This window comes from Staphylococcus xylosus (assembly GCF_002732165.1).
Taxonomy (GTDB): Bacteria; Bacillota; Bacilli; order Staphylococcales; family Staphylococcaceae; genus Staphylococcus; species Staphylococcus xylosus.
Window position 1 is genome coordinate 134632 of record NZ_MRZO01000002.1, and the last position, 18437, is coordinate 153068.

Here is an 18437-nt window from a genome sequence, read left to right on the forward strand (position 1 = left end):
CTTTTAAACTATGCTAACATCATTTAAATTAAAGAATTGGTAGCTAGAAATGTGTATCTTCTAAAACTACACATACAAAAGCGGAGTATGAAATCTAAACAATGATTTCGTACTCCGCTTTACTTTTTATGAATAATTATTTTATATTAATGATTATTATATTTTATTGTTTCGTTTCCAGATGTACGTTCTCTTAAATCATATTCAATTTCTTCTAAACTCCGTCCTCGCGTTTCTGGCAGATATTTTATTACAAAGCACATTGCAAATACACCAATAACCGCAAAAATCAAGAATACCCATTCTGTACTTAGTGTATTATTTAACACTGGAAACAGTTGCGCAACAAGTAATGTACCGAAATTTAATACAAGCGTTGCTAAACCAGTAGCTGCGCCACGTGCACGCATCGGGAACATTTCTGGCAACATAACCCAAAGGATTGGTCCCCAAGTTAAACCAAAGAATACAATAAACAGTGATAAACACACGATAATAATACCTGCTGATGATGCTATACCAATTGTCCATATTAAGATTGCCATAACAAGTAATGAAGCTACCATTCCGACATTTCCTGTTACTAACAATTTCTTACGATTAACTTTATCCGCTATAAATACCGCTATAATCGTTACAAGTACATTAATCGTCCCAATTCCTACCGTTCCTAAAATGGATGTTGCTTCACCTAATCCTGCTTTACTGAAAATAGTGGGTGCATAAAATATAATTGCATTAATACCTATGATTTGTTGGAATAATGCAAATATACATCCAATTATTAATGTCGGTCTTAACCAAGGCGATTTTAAAATAGTCCAAGTTGATTCTGAAATTGCTGATAGTTCTTTCATCTCTTTAATTTCAGTATTAATCTCATTATCGTCATTAAATGTAATTCTCATAACATCTCTTGCAGCTTTTTCATTCCTATGTTCTAATAACCACCTTGGACTCTCAGGCATAAATGCTATACCAATTAATAAAATAACAGATGGTACTATTGCTAAACCTAGCATCCAACGCCATCCTTCTATGTCGGCAAAGGCATAATTAACGAGATACGCTACTAAAATTCCAATTGTAATCATTAATTGATTCAATGAGCCAAGCGAACCACGATAAGCTGTTGGAGCCATTTCTGATAAATACACAGGCACCGTTGCCATTGAACCACCTACAGCTAGACCAATAATAAGACGTCCAAACACAAGTGTTGGCATATTTTGCGCAACCACTAATATTAATGATCCGACGATATAAATAATTGCAATGATTAATACTAAATGTCTTCTTCCGATTCTATCCGATAAAGGTCCACTCCCACCAGATCCAATGATTGCACCTATAAGCATGGATGAAACAACAAGACCTTCTGTAAAACTGTTTAATGGAATGTCGTCATTTATAAAGAGCAATGCTCCTGAAATCACGCCATTATCATAGCCGTATAATAAACCGCCAAGTGCTCCTAAGATAAATATTAAACTCTTATTTGCTTTCAATTTGTACCAACCCCTTTAAAATTATGTCTATTATATTCTTAATATGTAAGCGTTACAAATATTTTTAAATTATTATATTCTTAACTTCTATTTTTAAAGTAGCCTTTTATATACATACTATATTTCAATAAGTTTAAAACTTATATTTTAGGAAATTAAATAATATATTATAATTTTAAGGGGTGAAGTGTAATGCTTTTAAAAGAAGAAATTAATAACTTAGAAAAATATGATGGTACAGCAGAGAACCAAAAAGTATTTTCAATTTATTTAAATACACATCCTGACCAAGGCACAAAATGGAAAATAGAATTAAAAAATGCACTAAAAGATTTAGCCTATAGAACTAAACATAGTGATGATCATGAGGAAAAAAACCAAGCTAAAGAAGTCATTAAAAAAGTTGAAACAGAAATTCAAAGTGTAGAACCTGAGTTAAAAAGAGGTCTCATTCTATTTTTAACTGCAGATGAATCTTTATTATTTAAAAAATTAACTCATATATCCTTAGATACTGAGTTTAATTGGGGAGATCAGCCTAAATTAGATCAATTGAAATCATTACAAGGAAACTATCCTTATACTGGTATATTAGTTTTACAACAAGACAAGGCGCGTTTAATTGAAACAGAAATAGGTACCATCGTTAAAGAAAAAGACTTTATTTTAGATTTAGATACTGATGATTGGCGTGAACATCAAGGCCCTCAAGGTGATGACTTTACACAAGGTGGCTCAAAAAGAGACGAGTTTAAAGAAAGAGTCAAAGCTAACCAAGAACGGTGGCTCAAAAATTTAGCTTCTACTGTTGAAATAAATGCTAAAAGAAACGAATGGAAACAAATTTATTTAGCAGGAGAGAAAGAAGAAATAGAAAAACTACGTACTTTATTTAATAGAAATATTGATAAAGTAATTACCAGTAACATCTTAAATTTAAATGCTACTGAAATTATAACTAAAGTTAATGAAGAATAATAAAAATGGAGGCAATATAAGAAATCAAAGTGTTAAGATGATTTTTATAATTGCCTCCATTATATTGCTGATATATTTTAATTAAACTCTATGCTTCACTTACGGTTTGAATTTTAAAAAACTTACAATATACTTTCTCAATTATTCGACTTTACAGCTTTAGGTTCTCTACCGATATATATGGATTGAAGCATAATATATAACACAAGCAAGCTACCCAACGTATCTGTAAAATAGTGTGCTTGTAGATAGATTCTAGAAATCATAATAGAAATGACTAATAATACACAAATTACCGACAATATTTTGCTATTTTTTAATAATAAGATGAGACTTACTAATAAACAAACACTTAAAACATGCATACTTGGAAAACTATAACCATCTATATCTATGCTCGGTCTCGGACGTTGAATAGCGTACTTTAGAAATGTTCCTATAGCAAAAACACTAAAACACCAAAAACCATACCACCAAAATTTAACTTTATTAAAGAAAAATAACACAAGTAGTATTAATAACACCATAATCAAACAATTCAGAGGAGAAAATACCGCAGAAATAATAGACAAATATTGAACTAGTATATCGGCTGTTATCAACTCATGTAACCAATGATAAACAAAAGTATCTAAGCCATTTGTTAAGCCTGTATGTATACATAAAACTAAGAGCATAAAACATATGCTAACTAAAATCATATTCACGTAATTTTTCATTTAATAGCTTTCCTTTCTTTATTAATATTTCGAGCTACTGCAAGTAACGCACCAAATGCAATACTTATGCTTAACATCGATGAACCACCATAGCTTAATAACGGTAATGTGACACCTGTTAATGGAATAAGGCCTGATACACCTGCAAGGTTGATAAATACTTGCATAAATAAATAACTTACAACACCAACACAAATTAACTTATAAAATTGATTTGTTGTTTTATTCGCATAAATTAGTCCTTTAAACAAAATAACGCCATAAACCATTAATGTGGCTAATACACCGATTAAACCCAATTCTTCTGCTATTACAGTAAATATAAAATCTGTATGTGGCTCTGGTAAGTATCCTAATTTTGCAATACCGTTACCTAAGCCCCTACCCGTTAAACCACCATTTCCTATAGAGGTAAGCGCCCCAGTTAATTGGTAACCATCTCCACTTTCATATTTAAATGGGTCTAACATAACCTTGATCCTTTTTAATCTATATAAATTTTTAGAATCAAATATCAATGTATAAATAATATAAAAAACAATGGGAATCATTGTGATCATTATAATTTGAAGTTTAATTTTATTTTTTATATCTGAATAAATAAGTATAGAAGCAATTATAGCGACTGTTAGCAATGTGCCACCTAGGTCCCCTTGCATCAACACAAGTAATAAACCTACACCTAACACACCCAATGGAGGAATCATATGTTTTAAATGATAGTCTCGAGAACTCGAAATACGTCGGTTAATTATGTATGATAGATAAAAAATTGAAGCTAATTTTAAAAATTCTGAAGATTGTAAGCTGAACAGGCCTAAGTTAATCCAGTTTCTCGAACCATTGATTTCTTTCCCAATCAGAACTGTAATGAGTAATAAACATAAAGTACCTATAATTATAAGTTTTTGTATATTGCTCTGTTTTAATACATTAATATTGATAAAAGCGCCAATAAATATAATGACTGAAAATCCAATTACTATAAAGAGAAATTGCCTTTTCATAAAATGATTACTCTCAATAGGCACACCGCCTGTAAGTGAGCCTTTAGAAGCTGGCACCATACTGGCACTATAGACCATTATTACGCCTAAAATACCTAGTAGTAAAAAACTTATAATTAAAATATAATCTAATTCCTTGATGTGTTTACGTATGTAAGTTAAAAATCCTCTCATGTCTGCACCTCATTATGACTGTCAGAATATAGTAAAACACAAATTTAATATTAGCTCAATCATACTTTAGACTTATCTAATTTGAATTCTTAACTTTTAAGCATTTAAGTTTTATTAAATTATTATATATTTATCTATAATCGAAATATTTACACCTATACATATACTATCGATATTGCGTTAAAAATCCTCAACATCAGCAAGTAAAAGAAATTGAAAAATAAAAAGTGCTATGCTAAAATCAATTAAAGACTTAAAGTATCTATAATAACCTTATAAGTGGTAAGTATATTCAAAACCACTTATAAATGAAGGAGCTTTTATTTGAACAAAGATCGTTTTGACCAAATTGCCCAAAAATACGATGGCCCTGAAAGAATACACCTCGCTCATATTATTACCCAAGCAATAACGCAACAACTTAAAGATACAAACTATCAAACTTTGCTAGACTATGGTGGTGGGACTGGCCTTGTAACTTTAAATATCGCAGAGTATTTTGAAGCAGTTACGCTCATGGATGCCTCTCCGCAAATGGTAGATATTTTTGAACACAAGGTATCAAATTTAAATCAAACTTCCATTAAAACCTTAGTGGGTGACGTACTTTTAGACGATACAATACTCAACCACAAAAATTATGATGTTATTGTGTTATCTTTAGTCTTACTCCACAGTGGTAACTATCAATTATTATTACAAAAGCTGTATAATCAGCTAAATAGTGGAGGGATGATAATACTTGTTGATTTTGATAAAAACGAAAATATTTATCATCCAAAAGTATATAATGGCTTTGAACAAATGGATATCATCCATGTTTTTAACAAATTAGGCCTGATAAACCCACAGATTAATACTTTTTACAGTGGTAAGAAAATATTTATGAAGCAAGATGCAAGCTTGTTCATTGCTACAGGCACTAAACTATAAATTCTTATATTTATATAGAGAGAAACCGTGACACAAATTGAGGTCACGGTTTTTTAATTATTTAGTTAGTAGGCACCAATATCGATGCCCTTACCTCTGTCATCAATAGCTTCAAATACCTTTGCAATTATTCAAGTATTTTGCCATTTATTTAAGACTGAAACTTTGCTTTTAATGACATTTTTTCTAAATCTGATAAGAAAGTATAATTAATCGCACGTTGATTAATGTATTCAATTTGCTCAAACGTAATCATTTGGTTATCCACTAATAATTCATACTCTTCAGTCAAGGAAGTTTGAGTAACCGTTCGATTGTCAGTATTTATAAGAAAAGGAATATCTTGTTCTAACAAATAAGGAAGATTCAATTCTTTTAAATCTGCAATTGCTTTTGTCTGAATATTACTTTTAGGACACATTTCTAATAGAACATCCTGCGCTTTTACAAACTGTAAGGCTATCTCATCTTGATTGATAGCCACACCATGCCCAATACGCTTTGCTCCTAATTTGATAGATTCTATCACATTCTGTTTACAACCACACTCGCCCGCATGCAACGTGAGGTTGAAACCTTGATCTAAGGCATATTGAATAGGGGATGCTATATCATTAGGAGGCACTGCCGCCTCAGGACCAGCAAAATCAACGCCCCTGATGACTTTACTATCGTATTTTTGAACAAAATCGAAAAGTGCTTTATTATCTTCAGTCTCATGTTGTCGCATTGCACAAACTAACAAGTTAACTTGAATATCCAATGTATGAATAGCTTCTTGTACACCTTCTTCAACCGCTTCTAACACTTCGGTTAACGTCAATCCTAGCTCCATATGAAATCGTGGTGCGAAGCGAATTTCAATGTATTTCACATTATCGCGTTGTGCCTGTTGTGCAACATCGACAACCGCTCTTTTTAAAGCATCAGGCGTCTGTAAAACCTTTAATATTTCATCAAAACATTGCAAGTATTCATCTAAACTCTCACAATTACTACTCACAAATAGATGCTCTTCATTTAAATTCACGCCTTGCTCCACCGCTAATTGTCTAATTAATTCAACGCTAGTAGAACCATCTAAATGACAATGTAATTCAACTTTCGGGATATCTTGTAGCGTTTTATTCATATATGACTTACCTGCCTTACCTCTCAAATGTCACCATTCATTTTTAATACGGAAACAAAAAGAATTTTTAAAAATTTTATCTATATACTATATCACGACGTTAAACACAATACTATAAACGCATATAATAAAGGGTATTTTATTTTGAATAAATTCACACAATCCAACCTGATATTAAATAAAATAATTCAATATAAAAATACTGCCACCAAGTCTTCAGACTGAGTTGACAGTATCATTATTGATCAAAAAACAAATTGTATTAAGTCCATATGTAACGTTAGCGTTACTACATGCCTCCTAAATAGCCTATAGTAACTAATGAAATGCCTAAACCTAAAAAGCAAACACAAAGTAAGATTACGATAATTTTCAATTCAGTCATGAAATGTTTTCTACTTTGTCCTTTATTAACAAGCAATATACCTATAATAATAACTAAAATAAAGAGTGTCATTAAAGTGTAAGCAATGATATTTAGTATGGCCATTCCATCTTCCCCTTTTAACGTTATACATAAGTCTTATGATAAAACTATTATTATATTACTAAACTGCTGAGCACATATAATCATGTCTATACTTAACTTATAAGACTGAAACTTCTGTGCTATACAAATTAAATATATTGATGTGTTTTTAGATACTCAATGATTTGAGTAACCGCTTCTTCCACACTATATTGCTCTGTATCTATTACAATTTCTGGATTTTGTGGTTCTTCATACGGTGCGTTTATACCTGTAAATCCTTGAATTTCTCCGCTACGTGCTTTTTGATATAATCCTTTAGGGTCTCTTGCTTCACATTCATCCAGACTACAAGAAGTGTAAACTTCTATAAATTCATCTTCTGCTAATAGTTCACGAACAACGTCTCTATCTGCTTGATAAGGTGAAATAAATGCCGTCACTGTAACTAATCCAGCGTCGACCATAAGTTTACTCACTTCACCAATACGACGAATATTTTCCGTACGATCTTCTGGACTAAATCCAAGATTTTTATTAAGACCATGTCTCACATTATCTCCATCTAAACGATACGTATGAACTTGTTGATCATATAAAGCTTTTTCTAATGCTACAGAAATTGTAGATTTACCTGATCCTGATAATCCAGTAAACCAAATAACTGCACTTTTATGGTTTTTACGTTGTTGTCTTTCTTCTTTAGTTACTTCTGACGCATGCCAAGTAATATTTTTGGAAGTAGTCATAATAAAGCTCCTTTAAAGTTATTTTTCTTGTAATCCTTTAATAAGTACTGCTGCTACTTCAGGTCTTGAGAATTCTTTAGGTAATGGTTCACCTTTTTTCAATTTTTCTCGAACTTTTGTACCACTTAGATGTAAGTGTGAAGAAGCATCATGTGGACATGTTTTCGCTGTTGCCATGTTTTCACAAGATTTGCAATAGAAAGCGTGCTCAAACTTCAAAATTTGTATTCCTAACTCATCTTCATATTGTTCTATTAATTCTTGTGCTTCATATGTACCATAGTAATCACCCACACCTGCATGATCACGACCGACAATAAAGTGGGTACAGCCATAGTTTTTGCGCACTGTCGCATGTAATATCGCTTCTCTTGGTCCCGCATAGCGCATTGCTGCTGGATATATAACTAAGCGTGTTCTATTTTCCGGGTAATAATTTTTAAGAATAACTTCGTAACTTTCCATTCTTACTTCAGCTGGAATATCATCAGATTTCGTTTCTCCTACTAAAGGATTTAATAAAAGTCCATCAACCGACTCTAATGCAGCTTTTTGAATATATTCATGTGCACGATGTACTGGATTACGCGTTTGGAAACCAACAATTGTCTTCCAATTTAAATCGTAGAATAGTTGTCTCGTTTCTGCCGGATCTAAATGATAATCTACAAAGTCATCATGTTTGGGTCTATCTAATAAATGAATCGGTCCAGCTAAATATACGCTGCCTTTTTCATAGACTTTTGCTACACCTGGATGCTCTACATCTGTCGTACCGTATACAAATTGCGCTTCTTTCTCTTTGTCATAAGTATACTTTTCTTCTAGTTCAAGAACACCATATAAATGATTGTCTTCGCCATATAAAGCAATGCGAGAACCAATTTCAAGTTCATTAGCTTTATCCTCAGTCACTGGTAAAGTGATTGGGATACTCCATACTAAACCATTACTCAAATGTAAGTTCTCTACTACCTCATTATAGTCCGCTTCATTCATAAATCCTGTTAACGGACTAAAACCACCGATACCAATAAGTTCTAAATCTGATAAACTCCATGGATTTAATGTAATAGCTGGTAATGAATCTACTACTGCTAGTAACTCTTCTTTTAAAATTGTATCTGCTTCTCTATTAATCAATGTTCCACCATGTGGTTGAATTGTATTTTCTTTAATTTCTTTAGTTAATGGCAATTGTAAAACTCCTTTTTTAATCTACTTCATGCGCGTTGACTTTGGCATTATTTTTATTGAATATAAATGGTAATTTCTTATTTTGATATAGAGTGAAGAATAATAAACCAATCCAAATAACGATTAACGCTATTTTTACAGAGATTGAAAATGTTGGACTTACTTCAAATACACTTAATAAAGAACTACTATTTGTGAAAATTATTAATCCACTGACACAAACAGCTAAAATATTCATAGGTAAAATCTTAACTAAATAAGCTGCAAACGGTGCTGCTATTAAACCACCAACACTTAAGGCAATTACTAATCCCCAGTTAATTTGGCTCCACCCTAAAAAGATAATAAAACTAATAGAAGCTGAAACAGTTACAAAAAATTCACTCGCTGAAACTGTACCTATTGCATATCTTGGTTCTAATTTTTTCTGAGCTAATAGCAATGGCGTATTAACTGGTCCCCAGCCGCCACCACCAACAGAATCTAGAAAACCTGCAACTGCACCTTGTGGAATCATTGAATATTTACCAATACTTGAAGGTTCTTTAATTTCTTGTTTGTTTCGTTTATATAAAAACTGATATAAAATATAAAAGCCCATTATTAATAAAAATATCGCGATAAATGGTTTGATAAATCCACTGTGAATATGACTCAAAAATGCTGCGCCTATAAAAGCTGAAACAGCACCTGGAAGCGCTAATTTAATCATCGTTGGCTTGTGTACATTATCAAACTTCCAATGTGATGTACCTGAAGCAGCTGTTGTCGCAATTTCTGAAAAATGTATAGTCGCAGAAACGATAGCTGGTGCTACACCAAACGTTAATAATATAGATGACGAAGAGGCGCCAAAGCCCATTCCAAGTGAGCCATCAATTAATTGTGCAAGAAAGCCTGCAAGTGCAAATATAAATAGTTTATTCATGCATCGTACTCCTTCCGACTCTACTTCATTGATTCAAGCCTTTTTATCATTTCAAGTTGCTTATTTTTCTCTCTATATGGTCGAGTTAAAACCATTTTCAAAAAATCTTCTTTTTGGCTTTTAGACAATTGTGTTTGCTTAATGTGTTGCCTACATTCATATAAAAAATCAACATAGTCTTCATAACTACTATCAAAACGTTCTTTGAATTCTGATAAAATTTGTGCTGTTAGCTTAGGGCTAGCACCATTGGTAGAAATACTCAGCGTCAACTTTCCTCGACGCAATATACTCGGAAATACAATGTCACCTTCCTCAGCAACGGATGTCATATTGATAAATGCATGTTGAGGTTTTGAAGCTAGAATTTGTTGGTTAACTTCGCTACTATTGGTTGCAGCAATGATTAAATCCGCCTGTTTTATATCCTTTGCTTCGAATGATTTTGCATGCCAATGTATACCATCTTGTTCAACCATATGGCGTAAATGCTCAGAAATCGTAGGGCTAATGATGTGGATGTCTGTTGCATAATGTACTAAAGTACTAACTCTACGTTCAGCAACTTTACCACCACCAATGACAACAATTTGCTTTTTGGAAATATCTATCATAAGTGGTATAAACGGCATAACATCACTTCCTTCTTAGATTGAATTACTGAGTCACATATTCAAAAGTCTCTTCAACACGGTCTTTTAACGCATCTTGTAAATGCTTATGATTACCTAATCGTTTACAGAGTATGATTTCTTTGTCATGCTCGTATTCAACAATTTTCTTAGAAATCTGTTGATCTAGTATGCCAGTAAACCATATATAAGGTACAACGTAGATTTGTGAACATTCTGAATGAATAGCATTATGCAAAGCTTCTTCAAAGGAAGGCTTACAAGCTGCCAAATAACATGTTTCAATGTCTTTAAATCCCGTTTGTTCTTGCAATTGGGACTTAATTGTCTCTACATCTATTTGAGTTTGTGGGTTATAACTGCCTCGTCCAATGATGAGCACTTTAGCATCACTGTTTGGCGTAACACCTGATGTTTCTATCCTCTGTTTTAAAATCTCAGTCAATCTTGGTTGTACCCCTAAAGGTTCACCATAAGTAACATGGACGTTGGGATGTTTTTGTTGATTACGTTCAATTTCTGATGGAATGTCCTTGAAATAGTGACCAGCACTTAATAACAATACTGGTATCACTGAAATTTCAGTTGCACCTTTATCCACTAAGCTTTGGAACCCTTGCGATAAGTCTGGGCTTGTTAATTCTAAAAAACAGGTCTCCTGCAGGGCCACATCAACTTGTACTTTTACTAAATCAATAAATGCTTTAGCTTCATTGACAGCATCGGGCACTCTACTACCGTGACTTACATATAAAACGCCTCGCATACTTACCCCTCCGTTTCTAGCGTTCTCAATAACACTGATTGCATGTTATTGATATGTTAGTTTCGCTACTGCTGATTCAACTGGCATCTCTTCAAACCAGCTAATGCGCTCTCTTAGTTTGACTACTTCACCGACAACAATCATTGCAGGATTTTCAATGTCTTTTGCAACTTCGACAATATTTGATAACGTCCCTACCACAGTTTTTTGATATTCGGACGTTCCTAGACGTACTAGTGCAACAGGGGTATCAGTAGCGCGGCCATGTTTGATTAATAACTCACTAATTTCAGGTAATTTTTTAACACCCATATAAATACATAGTGTTTCTGGCCCTAAGGCAAGGTGCTTCCAATAACTATCTTTATCTATATTTTTATTAATAACACCTGTAACAAATGCTACGGATGAACTATAGTCACGATGTGTTACTGGAATACCTGCGTATGCTGGTGCTGCTACGCCAGAAGTTATGCCAGGGACAATTTCAAATGGCACATGGTGCTCAGCTAATATTTCCGCTTCTTCTCCACCTCTACCAAAGATAAAAGGATCGCCACCTTTTAATCTTGTTACTACTTGTCCTTTTTTGGCTAAATTCACTAGTAATTTATTTGTGTCTTCTTGCGGCAACGAATGGCGATTAGGATCTTTACCACAGTACATAAATTTTGCTGTGGGTGATGCATGATTTAACAATTCTTTATTCACCAATCGGTCATACAAGATTACATCTGCTTGTTCAATTGCTTTTAATCCTTTAACTGTAATCAGATCAGGATCTCCAGGCCCTGCGCCTACTAAAAATACTTTGCCCATCCTGTCACCACTTTCTCAAATTTTAACTATGGAACGTCTGTCCATCTCTTACTTCTTCAACAATTCCTGCACGTACAACGAAATCTCCGAAATGCTCTCCTTCATTTCTTTCTTTAGCATATTGGATTAGTATTGGTTTTAAGCTTTCTAATATTTCTGCTTCACCGATATTTTCTTTGTAGATTTTATTTAATCTATCGCCTGTAAATCCGCCACCCAAATACATATTGTATTTGCCTGGACCTTTACCAATAAAAGCAATTTCTGCTAATGCCGGTCTCGCACAACCATTTGGACATCCAGTCATTCTAATCGTAATTTCTTCTTCGTTTAATCCCGCTTCATCAAGTAAATTTTCAATTTTACTTATGAGTGAAGGTAGATATCTTTCTGATTCTGCCATGGCTAGACCACATGTTGGGAATGCCACACAAGCCATAGAATTTCGTCTCAGACCTGTATAATTTTCACCATCTGTAATGCCATACTCAGCGATAATTTTTTCGATTTCGGGTTTTTTATCTGCAGACACATTAGCAATTACTAAATTCTGGTTAGGTGTTAACCTAAAATCACCTGTATGAATTTCTGCTATATTTCTTAATGCAGTTTTTAATTTATATTCTTCAGTGTCTTTGACGCGTCCATTTTGAACAAATAATGTATAGTGCCATTGCCCACTACCCTCTGTCCAACCATAGCGGTCACCATTGTCATCAAAGTAATACGGACGTGCCTCTTCTAATTTCCAACCTAAACGGTTGTTGATTTCATTTTTAATCCAATCAACACCAAGTCTATCTACTGTATATTTAAAGCGGGCGTTTGTACGTACTTCACGATTACCATAATCTCTTTGAACAGTTAAGATTTTTTCACAGACATCTACGACTTCTTCTTTCGGGAAGTATCCGATAAGACGTCCAACTTGTGGATATGTGGCTGTATCACCATGTTTCATACCCATACCACCGCCTACAGTGATATTGAATCCAATAAGTTCATCGTTTTCTAAAATGGCAATCAATCCAATATCTTGAGAGTACACATCTATATCATTTGATGGTGGCACCGCGATACCAATCTTAAATTTACGTGGAAGATAAGTTTTACCGTAGATTGGCTCTGGCTCTTCATCACTTGTATCCAATACTTTTTCACCATCTAACCAAATCTCATGATATGCCTGTGTCTTTGGTGAAAGGTGTCGACTAATGTCACTTGCGATTTGATTAACTTCACTATGCACATCAGATTGGTAAGGATTAGGGTTGCACATCACGTTACGATTTACATCTCCACATGCTGCGAGTGTATCTAGTAACGATTGATTGATGTCTTTCATCGTTTGTTTTAGGTTATGTTTTAAGACGCCATGAAATTGAAATGCTTGTCTTGTTGTTAATTTTATTGTGTTATTTGCATATGTGTTTGCGATATCGTCCATCGCAATCCATTGAGCTGCTGTCGAAGCACCACCTGGCGCACGTACTCTAATCATAAAACTATAAGCAGGTTCTAACTTTTGTTTTCTACGTTCATCACGAATATCTCTATCGTCTTGCATATAACTACCATGGAATTTCAATAATTTCGTATCTTCTTCAGCGATTGCACCTGTCACTCTGTCTGCTAAACCTTCGACAATCGAGCCACGAAGATAATCACTGTCTGTTTTAATGCGTTCCATTTCATCGAGTTTGTCTGAAAAATTCACTTTTGTTTCAGCCATATCATCATCCCTCTCTTAATAAACATCTCTTTGATAACGTTTGTCTTTTTTCATTTGAGTAAGATACGCTTCTGCATCTGTTTCAGACATGCCACCTTCTTGTTCTAAAACATAGCGTATGGTTTCGTGTACATCTTTTGCCATGTTTTTTTCATCACCACAAACATATAATGCAGCGCCATCTATCAACCATTGATAAAACTCTTCACTTTTCTCTGCAATGCGGTGTTGAACATATACTTTTTCATCAGTATCACGTGAAAATGCCACGTCTAATTTGGATAATGTTTCGTCTTTTAACCATGCTTGCCATTCCGTTTGATATAAAAAATCGGTTGTGAAATATTGTTCACCAAAGAATAGCCATGTATTACCAGATAATCCCAACTCTTCTCGTTCTTGTAGATATGATCTAAACGGTGCTACGCCTGTACCAGGGCCAATCATAATTACAGGTGTTGTTTCGTCAAATGGGAATTTGAAATTTGGATTTTTCTTTAAATATATTGGAATTGTATCTCCCGGTTGTACGCGTTCAGCTAATTGTACAGAACACACACCATTACGAGCTCGTTCATGTGCTTCATATCTCACTGCACCAACAGTTATGTGAACCTCATCAGGTGTTGCTTTGTAACTACTTGCTATAGAATATTCTCTTGGTGGTAATTTTCTTAAGAATTTATATAAATTGTCAGGACTTAAGTTTGCTGCTGGGAATGCATTTAATAGGTCGATAACATCGCGGCCATCAATGTATTGTTGTATCCACTCAGCATCTTCTACATGTGCAAGTAATTCGGTATTACCAAATAACTCAGCTGCTTTTTGTAATAATGGTTTCGTTAATTTTGTAACTTCAAAGTGTTCTGTTAATGCTTTTTCTAAAGTTAATGTATCACCGTCGTCATTAATATTTACTTTTGTCTCTTTATCCCAGTCTAATGTCTCTATTAATGATGACACTATTTCGGGATCATTTTGAGGTAAGACTACGACACAGTCTCCAGGTTCAAATGATTCTCCATAATTGTCTAGCAATAACTCAACGTGTCTAACTTCTTTGTTAGATCCTCTACCGTTGAGGTTAATATTTTCTAGCACTTCTGCTTGATATGGATTCGCTTTGGTATAACGTTTTTCTTTTGCTGATTGCACAGTTTCAGTGGATGTCACTGTTGGCTCATTACCAGAAGATTGGTTGATTATTTCAATATTTGTGTTCATCCATTTTTCTGCTAATTCATCAAAATCTAAATCACAATCTTGTCTTTCAGCTAATTGTTCAGCGCCTAACTCTTGTAACCTCGCATCAAAATCCTTACCAGTTTGGCAGAAATATTCATACGATTCGTCACCTAAAGCTAATACTGAGTACCTTACATTTTCTAATTTCGGTGCCTTACGACTATGTATAAATTCGTGGAATGTAAGTGCATTATCTGGAGGGTCACCTTCACCATGTGTAGCAGTAATGACAAATAAATCCTCTACTTTTTTCAATTCTTTTGGTTTAAATTCGTCCATCGCTGTTAATTTCACGGTATGATTTTGTTCAACAAGACGGTCTGCAAATATTTCAGCTAAACTCTGTGCATTACCTGTTTCAGAACCATAAACGACAGTGATGTGACGGTTATTTTTTTCTGTATCTGCTTCAGAATTTAATACATATGCTGCTACTTCTTGTGGCACTTCAGAGGCTGATTCTTGTGTTGTTTGTTGTGCTGTGAGATAGCCACTTAGCCAAATTTGTTGCTCTGTTGTTAATGTTTGAAAAATTTGATTTAACTGCTTTGCCTGCTCGGCGTCAAAAGGACTATTTGATACTGATAAATTCACAATGCGTTCACCTCAATTTTATTTTTAAAACTTATTATTTTTTAATTTTTATATTTGGTATCAATTAATATCTATAGATTAATTGATTGGGAAATATTTTAAAATGGCACAATATACGATGACTAAATTCATTATATACCCGATACGAATACTAAGGTATTAGGTTAAAAAATTTTATAACCTAAGTTATGGTTTATTAGTTGTATGAAGACCACATTCTGTTTTAGTAGAATTACTCCATCTACCTTCTCTTGAATCTCCTGAGCCCGAAACAGCTGCTGTACATGGAATACAACCAATACTCGGATAATTAAAATCATGTAATTCATTATAATGCAAATCATATTTTTTGATATATGCCCATACGTCATCCCATGTCCAATGAATCAATGGACACACTTTAACAGACTTAAATCGCTCATCTTTATTAATAAAATTAGTAGACTGACGACTTGGTGATTGCTCTCTTCTTAATCCTGAAACCCAAGCAGTCGCACCAGACAATACTTCTTCAAGAGGTTTGATTTTACGAATGTAACAACATTGATTTGGATCGTTCTTCCAGAGCGCTGGATTAAATTGATCGGCCTGTTCTTCTAAAGTAAGATCTGGCTGTTTAAGTTTTATATTCAATTCTGGATAACGTGCTTTAACACGATCTATTAAATCATATGTTTCTTGGAAATGAAGGTTTGTATCTAAGAATACAATTTCAGCATCTTTTTTCACACTGTAAATTAGATCAATTAAAATCATACCTTCAGCACCAAAGCTACATGAATATATAATAGAATCGCCATATGTTTCATACGCCCATGTAATTACTTCACGAGCGCCTTTTGTTTCGTCTGTGATATCTAATGTATCAAAAGCGTTTGGCTTAAAGTTCTCATACGTAATTTTTGCTTCTGACATGAATGGGTCATCCCCTTTTCTTTTAATGTGCTTTGATTAAAAGTTCACGTTATATTTATTTTTTTAGAATTATTCGAAAATAATTATGTTAAACACTTTACTCACTGAAATTTTTTATGTCAAGTTCATCTTTTAATAATTAAAAATATTAAACTTACACTAATACCTTCCAATGAAAGCGCTACAAACGCTTGTTTTAAAAGCTTTTCGATAATTATTTTAAAAAAATAATTATAATAATCTAATGATTGTAATATCGCTCAAACATGCGTTTTTATAGCATTTCTATATTTTTTGAAAAATTTTTAAATTTTTATAATGATTCTAATTTAAATACAAAAAATACCAACAAACATTTAAATGTTTGTTGGTATTTAGTAATTATTTTATTATATACATGTTTATTAAACAGAGCAGGTCAATTTCATATGCATGTTTCAAAACGGATACCATCAATTCAAATATTCAGTAACTATATCTGTCGTGTTTAAAATTGTATTACTGAAAATAGAATAAGACAGAAATCATCTGCTTCTAAAATCATTTCTAAACTAAAGATCCTAAGTGCAAATTTGATATTTATGGTCTACATGTCTGATCTGATAATTAGTCATTGTTATATTTGTTATTCAATTGATGTATTAAGCGTTTGAATTCTGCTTCAGATTTAAATTCAAACGTAATTTGTCCTTTAGTCTTGTTTGTAGATATCGCTACATTTGACCCGTACTGTTCTTTTAGTTGTCTCTCTTGTTGGCGAATAAATTTTGGTTTCGTAGCCTTCGGATTTTCAATTTCTTGTTCTTTTTTGCTACTGAAGCGTGTAGTTACATATTGCTCTAATTCTCTTACACTCCATGACTCCTTATGAGCTTTATTAGCGATTTGTTGCATTTTTTGCGTATCTTTGACAATCAATAAAGTGCGTCCATGTGCACCAGATAGCGTACCATTTTTCACCATATCAGAGACTGATTTAGGCAAGTGCAACAAGCGCAACATATTTGCTATATAAGGTCTTGATTTACTTAGACGCTGTGCAACTGCTTGTTGTGTTAGGTTTAAATCATCCATCAGTTTACGGTAACTTTCTGCTTCTTCAATTGCATTTAAATCTTCACGTTGTAAATTTTCTATAATAGCTAGTTCCATCATATCTTCGTCTGTTAGTGATTTTATGATTGCAGGAACTTCTCTTAAACCGGCAATACTAGCAGCTCTAAAACGTCTTTCACCTACAACGATATGATAACCAGCAATTGTTTTTCTTAACACGATTGGTTGAAGGATACCATGTAATTTAATAGATTCAGCAAGATCTTTTAAACGTTCCTCATCAAATGTTTTACGCGGTTGATATGGATTAGCTTTAATATCTTGAATTTTTATATTTTGAACTTGTGCATCTGCTTCTAAAGTTAACCTTTGATCTAGTTCATTTTCGATTTTTAAACACCTACTTCCCTTATCATCATCAGAATGATGTATGTGCTCATACGCTCATTATATCATCACTACAAAACCATAAAAGACAACAAGCAATATTTAGTTTAATCTAAATTTTCAGAAAAGTTATTGACAAATGTAATTTTAATGTGTAACCTTGGGTATATCAAATTCGTAAATCACATATTTCACACACAGTAACAAGGAAAGTAAAACTTACACTACTGACACAGAGAGTCTTTGATACGCTGAAAGAAGACACGGAAAGAAAGTTTGAAAATGGCCTTTGAGTGTTGATGCCAATATGAGGTATCAACGGGATCGCCCGTTATAGCGATACAGTATTAACATTTTGTTAAATGGCGTACTGGATTTTTCCACACGTCGTATATTTCGTTAATACTCATTTTATCCCAACATAAGATGAGTTTTTATTTTTTATCGAAAATACGATATCACGATTCAGACAACGCTAATCATTCAACAATTTG

17 protein-coding genes and 1 other annotated feature (1 of these 18 running past the window's edge) are annotated in these 18437 nt (G+C 33.4%); of the genes, 2 read left to right on the forward strand and 15 right to left on the reverse strand.

The genetic code is table 11. The features are described from left to right. Window positions 1-146 precede the first annotated feature (146 nt). A complete protein-coding gene (gene glcP / locus BTM19_RS04015) occupies window positions 147-1508 on the reverse strand; it encodes a glucose transporter GlcP (RefSeq protein WP_029378782.1) in 1362 nt (453 codons plus the stop codon). A 192-nt stretch (window positions 1509-1700) separates the two neighbouring features. Between glcP and BTM19_RS04020 the strand changes: the two genes are divergently transcribed. Beyond that, complete coding sequence (locus BTM19_RS04020; RefSeq protein ID WP_029378781.1) at window positions 1701-2486, forward strand: VLRF1 family aeRF1-type release factor; 786 nt, start codon at window positions 1701-1703, stop codon at window positions 2484-2486. Between the two features lie 137 nt (window positions 2487-2623). On the opposite strand, the gene BTM19_RS04025 is transcribed toward BTM19_RS04020, so the two are convergent. After that, on the reverse strand, window positions 2624-3205 hold the full coding sequence (locus BTM19_RS04025) for a phosphatase PAP2 family protein (RefSeq protein ID WP_029378780.1): 582 nt from the start codon (window positions 3203-3205) through the stop codon (window positions 2624-2626). Then, entirely contained in the window at window positions 3202-4386 is a 1185-nt protein-coding gene (locus tag BTM19_RS04030; protein ID WP_029378779.1) for an FtsW/RodA/SpoVE family cell cycle protein, read from the reverse strand. The genes BTM19_RS04025 and BTM19_RS04030 overlap by 4 nt, the downstream gene beginning before the upstream one ends. A 324-nt stretch (window positions 4387-4710) precedes the next feature. Here BTM19_RS04030 and BTM19_RS04035 point away from each other — a divergent pair, with 324 nt between their 5' ends. Continuing rightward, window positions 4711-5319, forward strand: coding sequence for a class I SAM-dependent methyltransferase (locus BTM19_RS04035; protein WP_038679502.1), 609 nt, complete (start codon window positions 4711-4713; stop codon window positions 5317-5319). Window positions 5320-5470: 151 nt separating this feature from the next. On the opposite strand, the gene add is transcribed toward BTM19_RS04035, so the two are convergent. From add to BTM19_RS04095, 12 genes are all read right to left on the reverse strand, one after another. Then, window positions 5471-6451, reverse strand: coding sequence for an adenosine deaminase (gene add / locus BTM19_RS04040; protein ID WP_038679500.1), 981 nt, complete (start codon window positions 6449-6451; stop codon window positions 5471-5473). Window positions 6452-6740: 289 nt separating this feature from the next. After that, window positions 6741-6941, reverse strand: coding sequence for a hypothetical protein (locus tag BTM19_RS04045; RefSeq protein ID WP_029378776.1), 201 nt, complete (start codon window positions 6939-6941; stop codon window positions 6741-6743). 128 nt (window positions 6942-7069) lie between these two features. Then, window positions 7070-7669: an adenylyl-sulfate kinase gene (gene cysC / locus BTM19_RS04050; RefSeq protein ID WP_029378775.1), complete on the reverse strand. Its 600-nt coding sequence runs from the start codon at window positions 7667-7669 to the stop codon at window positions 7070-7072. 18 nt (window positions 7670-7687) lie between these two features. Further along, window positions 7688-8866, reverse strand: a complete 1179-nt coding sequence (gene sat, locus BTM19_RS04055; RefSeq protein ID WP_029378774.1) for a sulfate adenylyltransferase — start codon at window positions 8864-8866, stop codon at window positions 7688-7690. A 16-nt stretch (window positions 8867-8882) separates the two neighbouring features. Continuing rightward, a complete protein-coding gene (locus BTM19_RS04060; RefSeq protein ID WP_029378773.1) occupies window positions 8883-9794 on the reverse strand; it encodes a sulfite exporter TauE/SafE family protein in 912 nt (303 codons plus the stop codon). Window positions 9795-9814: 20 nt separating this feature from the next. After that, complete coding sequence (locus tag BTM19_RS04065) at window positions 9815-10426, reverse strand: NAD(P)-binding protein (RefSeq protein WP_029378772.1); 612 nt, start codon at window positions 10424-10426, stop codon at window positions 9815-9817. Window positions 10427-10451: 25 nt separating this feature from the next. Further along, window positions 10452-11192, reverse strand: a complete 741-nt coding sequence (locus BTM19_RS04070; RefSeq protein WP_029378771.1) for a sirohydrochlorin chelatase — start codon at window positions 11190-11192, stop codon at window positions 10452-10454. Between the two features lie 45 nt (window positions 11193-11237). Further along, window positions 11238-12011, reverse strand: coding sequence for a uroporphyrinogen-III C-methyltransferase (gene cobA, locus BTM19_RS04075; protein WP_029378770.1), 774 nt, complete (start codon window positions 12009-12011; stop codon window positions 11238-11240). Between the two features lie 22 nt (window positions 12012-12033). Further along, window positions 12034-13743, reverse strand: coding sequence for an NADPH-dependent assimilatory sulfite reductase hemoprotein subunit (locus BTM19_RS04080; protein ID WP_029378769.1), 1710 nt, complete (start codon window positions 13741-13743; stop codon window positions 12034-12036). A gap of 15 nt (window positions 13744-13758) precedes the next feature. Further along, complete coding sequence (locus BTM19_RS04085; RefSeq protein ID WP_029378768.1) at window positions 13759-15585, reverse strand: assimilatory sulfite reductase (NADPH) flavoprotein subunit; 1827 nt, start codon at window positions 15583-15585, stop codon at window positions 13759-13761. Window positions 15586-15771: 186 nt separating this feature from the next. Beyond that, complete coding sequence (locus BTM19_RS04090; RefSeq protein ID WP_029378767.1) at window positions 15772-16500, reverse strand: phosphoadenylyl-sulfate reductase; 729 nt, start codon at window positions 16498-16500, stop codon at window positions 15772-15774. A gap of 606 nt (window positions 16501-17106) precedes the next feature. Further along, window positions 17107-17946, reverse strand: a complete 840-nt coding sequence (locus BTM19_RS04095) for a ParB/RepB/Spo0J family partition protein (protein ID WP_029378766.1) — start codon at window positions 17944-17946, stop codon at window positions 17107-17109. Between the two features lie 188 nt (window positions 17947-18134). Next, window positions 18135-18437, forward strand: a binding site (T-box leader); it runs 76 nt beyond the window's last position.

Coding starts and splice junctions, on each gene's coding strand:
- BTM19_RS04020 (WP_029378781.1), top strand. CDS start 1,701: ATGCTTTTAAAAGAAGAAATTAATAACTTAGAAAAATATGATGGTACA.
- BTM19_RS04025 (WP_029378780.1), bottom strand. CDS start 3,205: ATGAAAAATTACGTGAATATGATTTTAGTTAGCATATGTTTTATGCTC.
- BTM19_RS04030 (WP_029378779.1), bottom strand. CDS start 4,386: ATGAGAGGATTTTTAACTTACATACGTAAACACATCAAGGAATTAGAT.
- add (WP_038679500.1), bottom strand. CDS start 6,451: ATGAATAAAACGCTACAAGATATCCCGAAAGTTGAATTACATTGTCAT.
- BTM19_RS04045 (WP_029378776.1), bottom strand. CDS start 6,941: ATGGCCATACTAAATATCATTGCTTACACTTTAATGACACTCTTTATT.
- cysC (WP_029378775.1), bottom strand. CDS start 7,669: ATGACTACTTCCAAAAATATTACTTGGCATGCGTCAGAAGTAACTAAA.
- BTM19_RS04060 (WP_029378773.1), bottom strand. CDS start 9,794: ATGAATAAACTATTTATATTTGCACTTGCAGGCTTTCTTGCACAATTA.
- BTM19_RS04065 (WP_029378772.1), bottom strand. CDS start 10,426: ATGCCGTTTATACCACTTATGATAGATATTTCCAAAAAGCAAATTGTT.
- BTM19_RS04070 (WP_029378771.1), bottom strand. CDS start 11,192: ATGCGAGGCGTTTTATATGTAAGTCACGGTAGTAGAGTGCCCGATGCT.
- cobA (WP_029378770.1), bottom strand. CDS start 12,011: ATGGGCAAAGTATTTTTAGTAGGCGCAGGGCCTGGAGATCCTGATCTG.
- BTM19_RS04080 (WP_029378769.1), bottom strand. CDS start 13,743: ATGGCTGAAACAAAAGTGAATTTTTCAGACAAACTCGATGAAATGGAA.
- BTM19_RS04090 (WP_029378767.1), bottom strand. CDS start 16,500: ATGTCAGAAGCAAAAATTACGTATGAGAACTTTAAGCCAAACGCTTTT.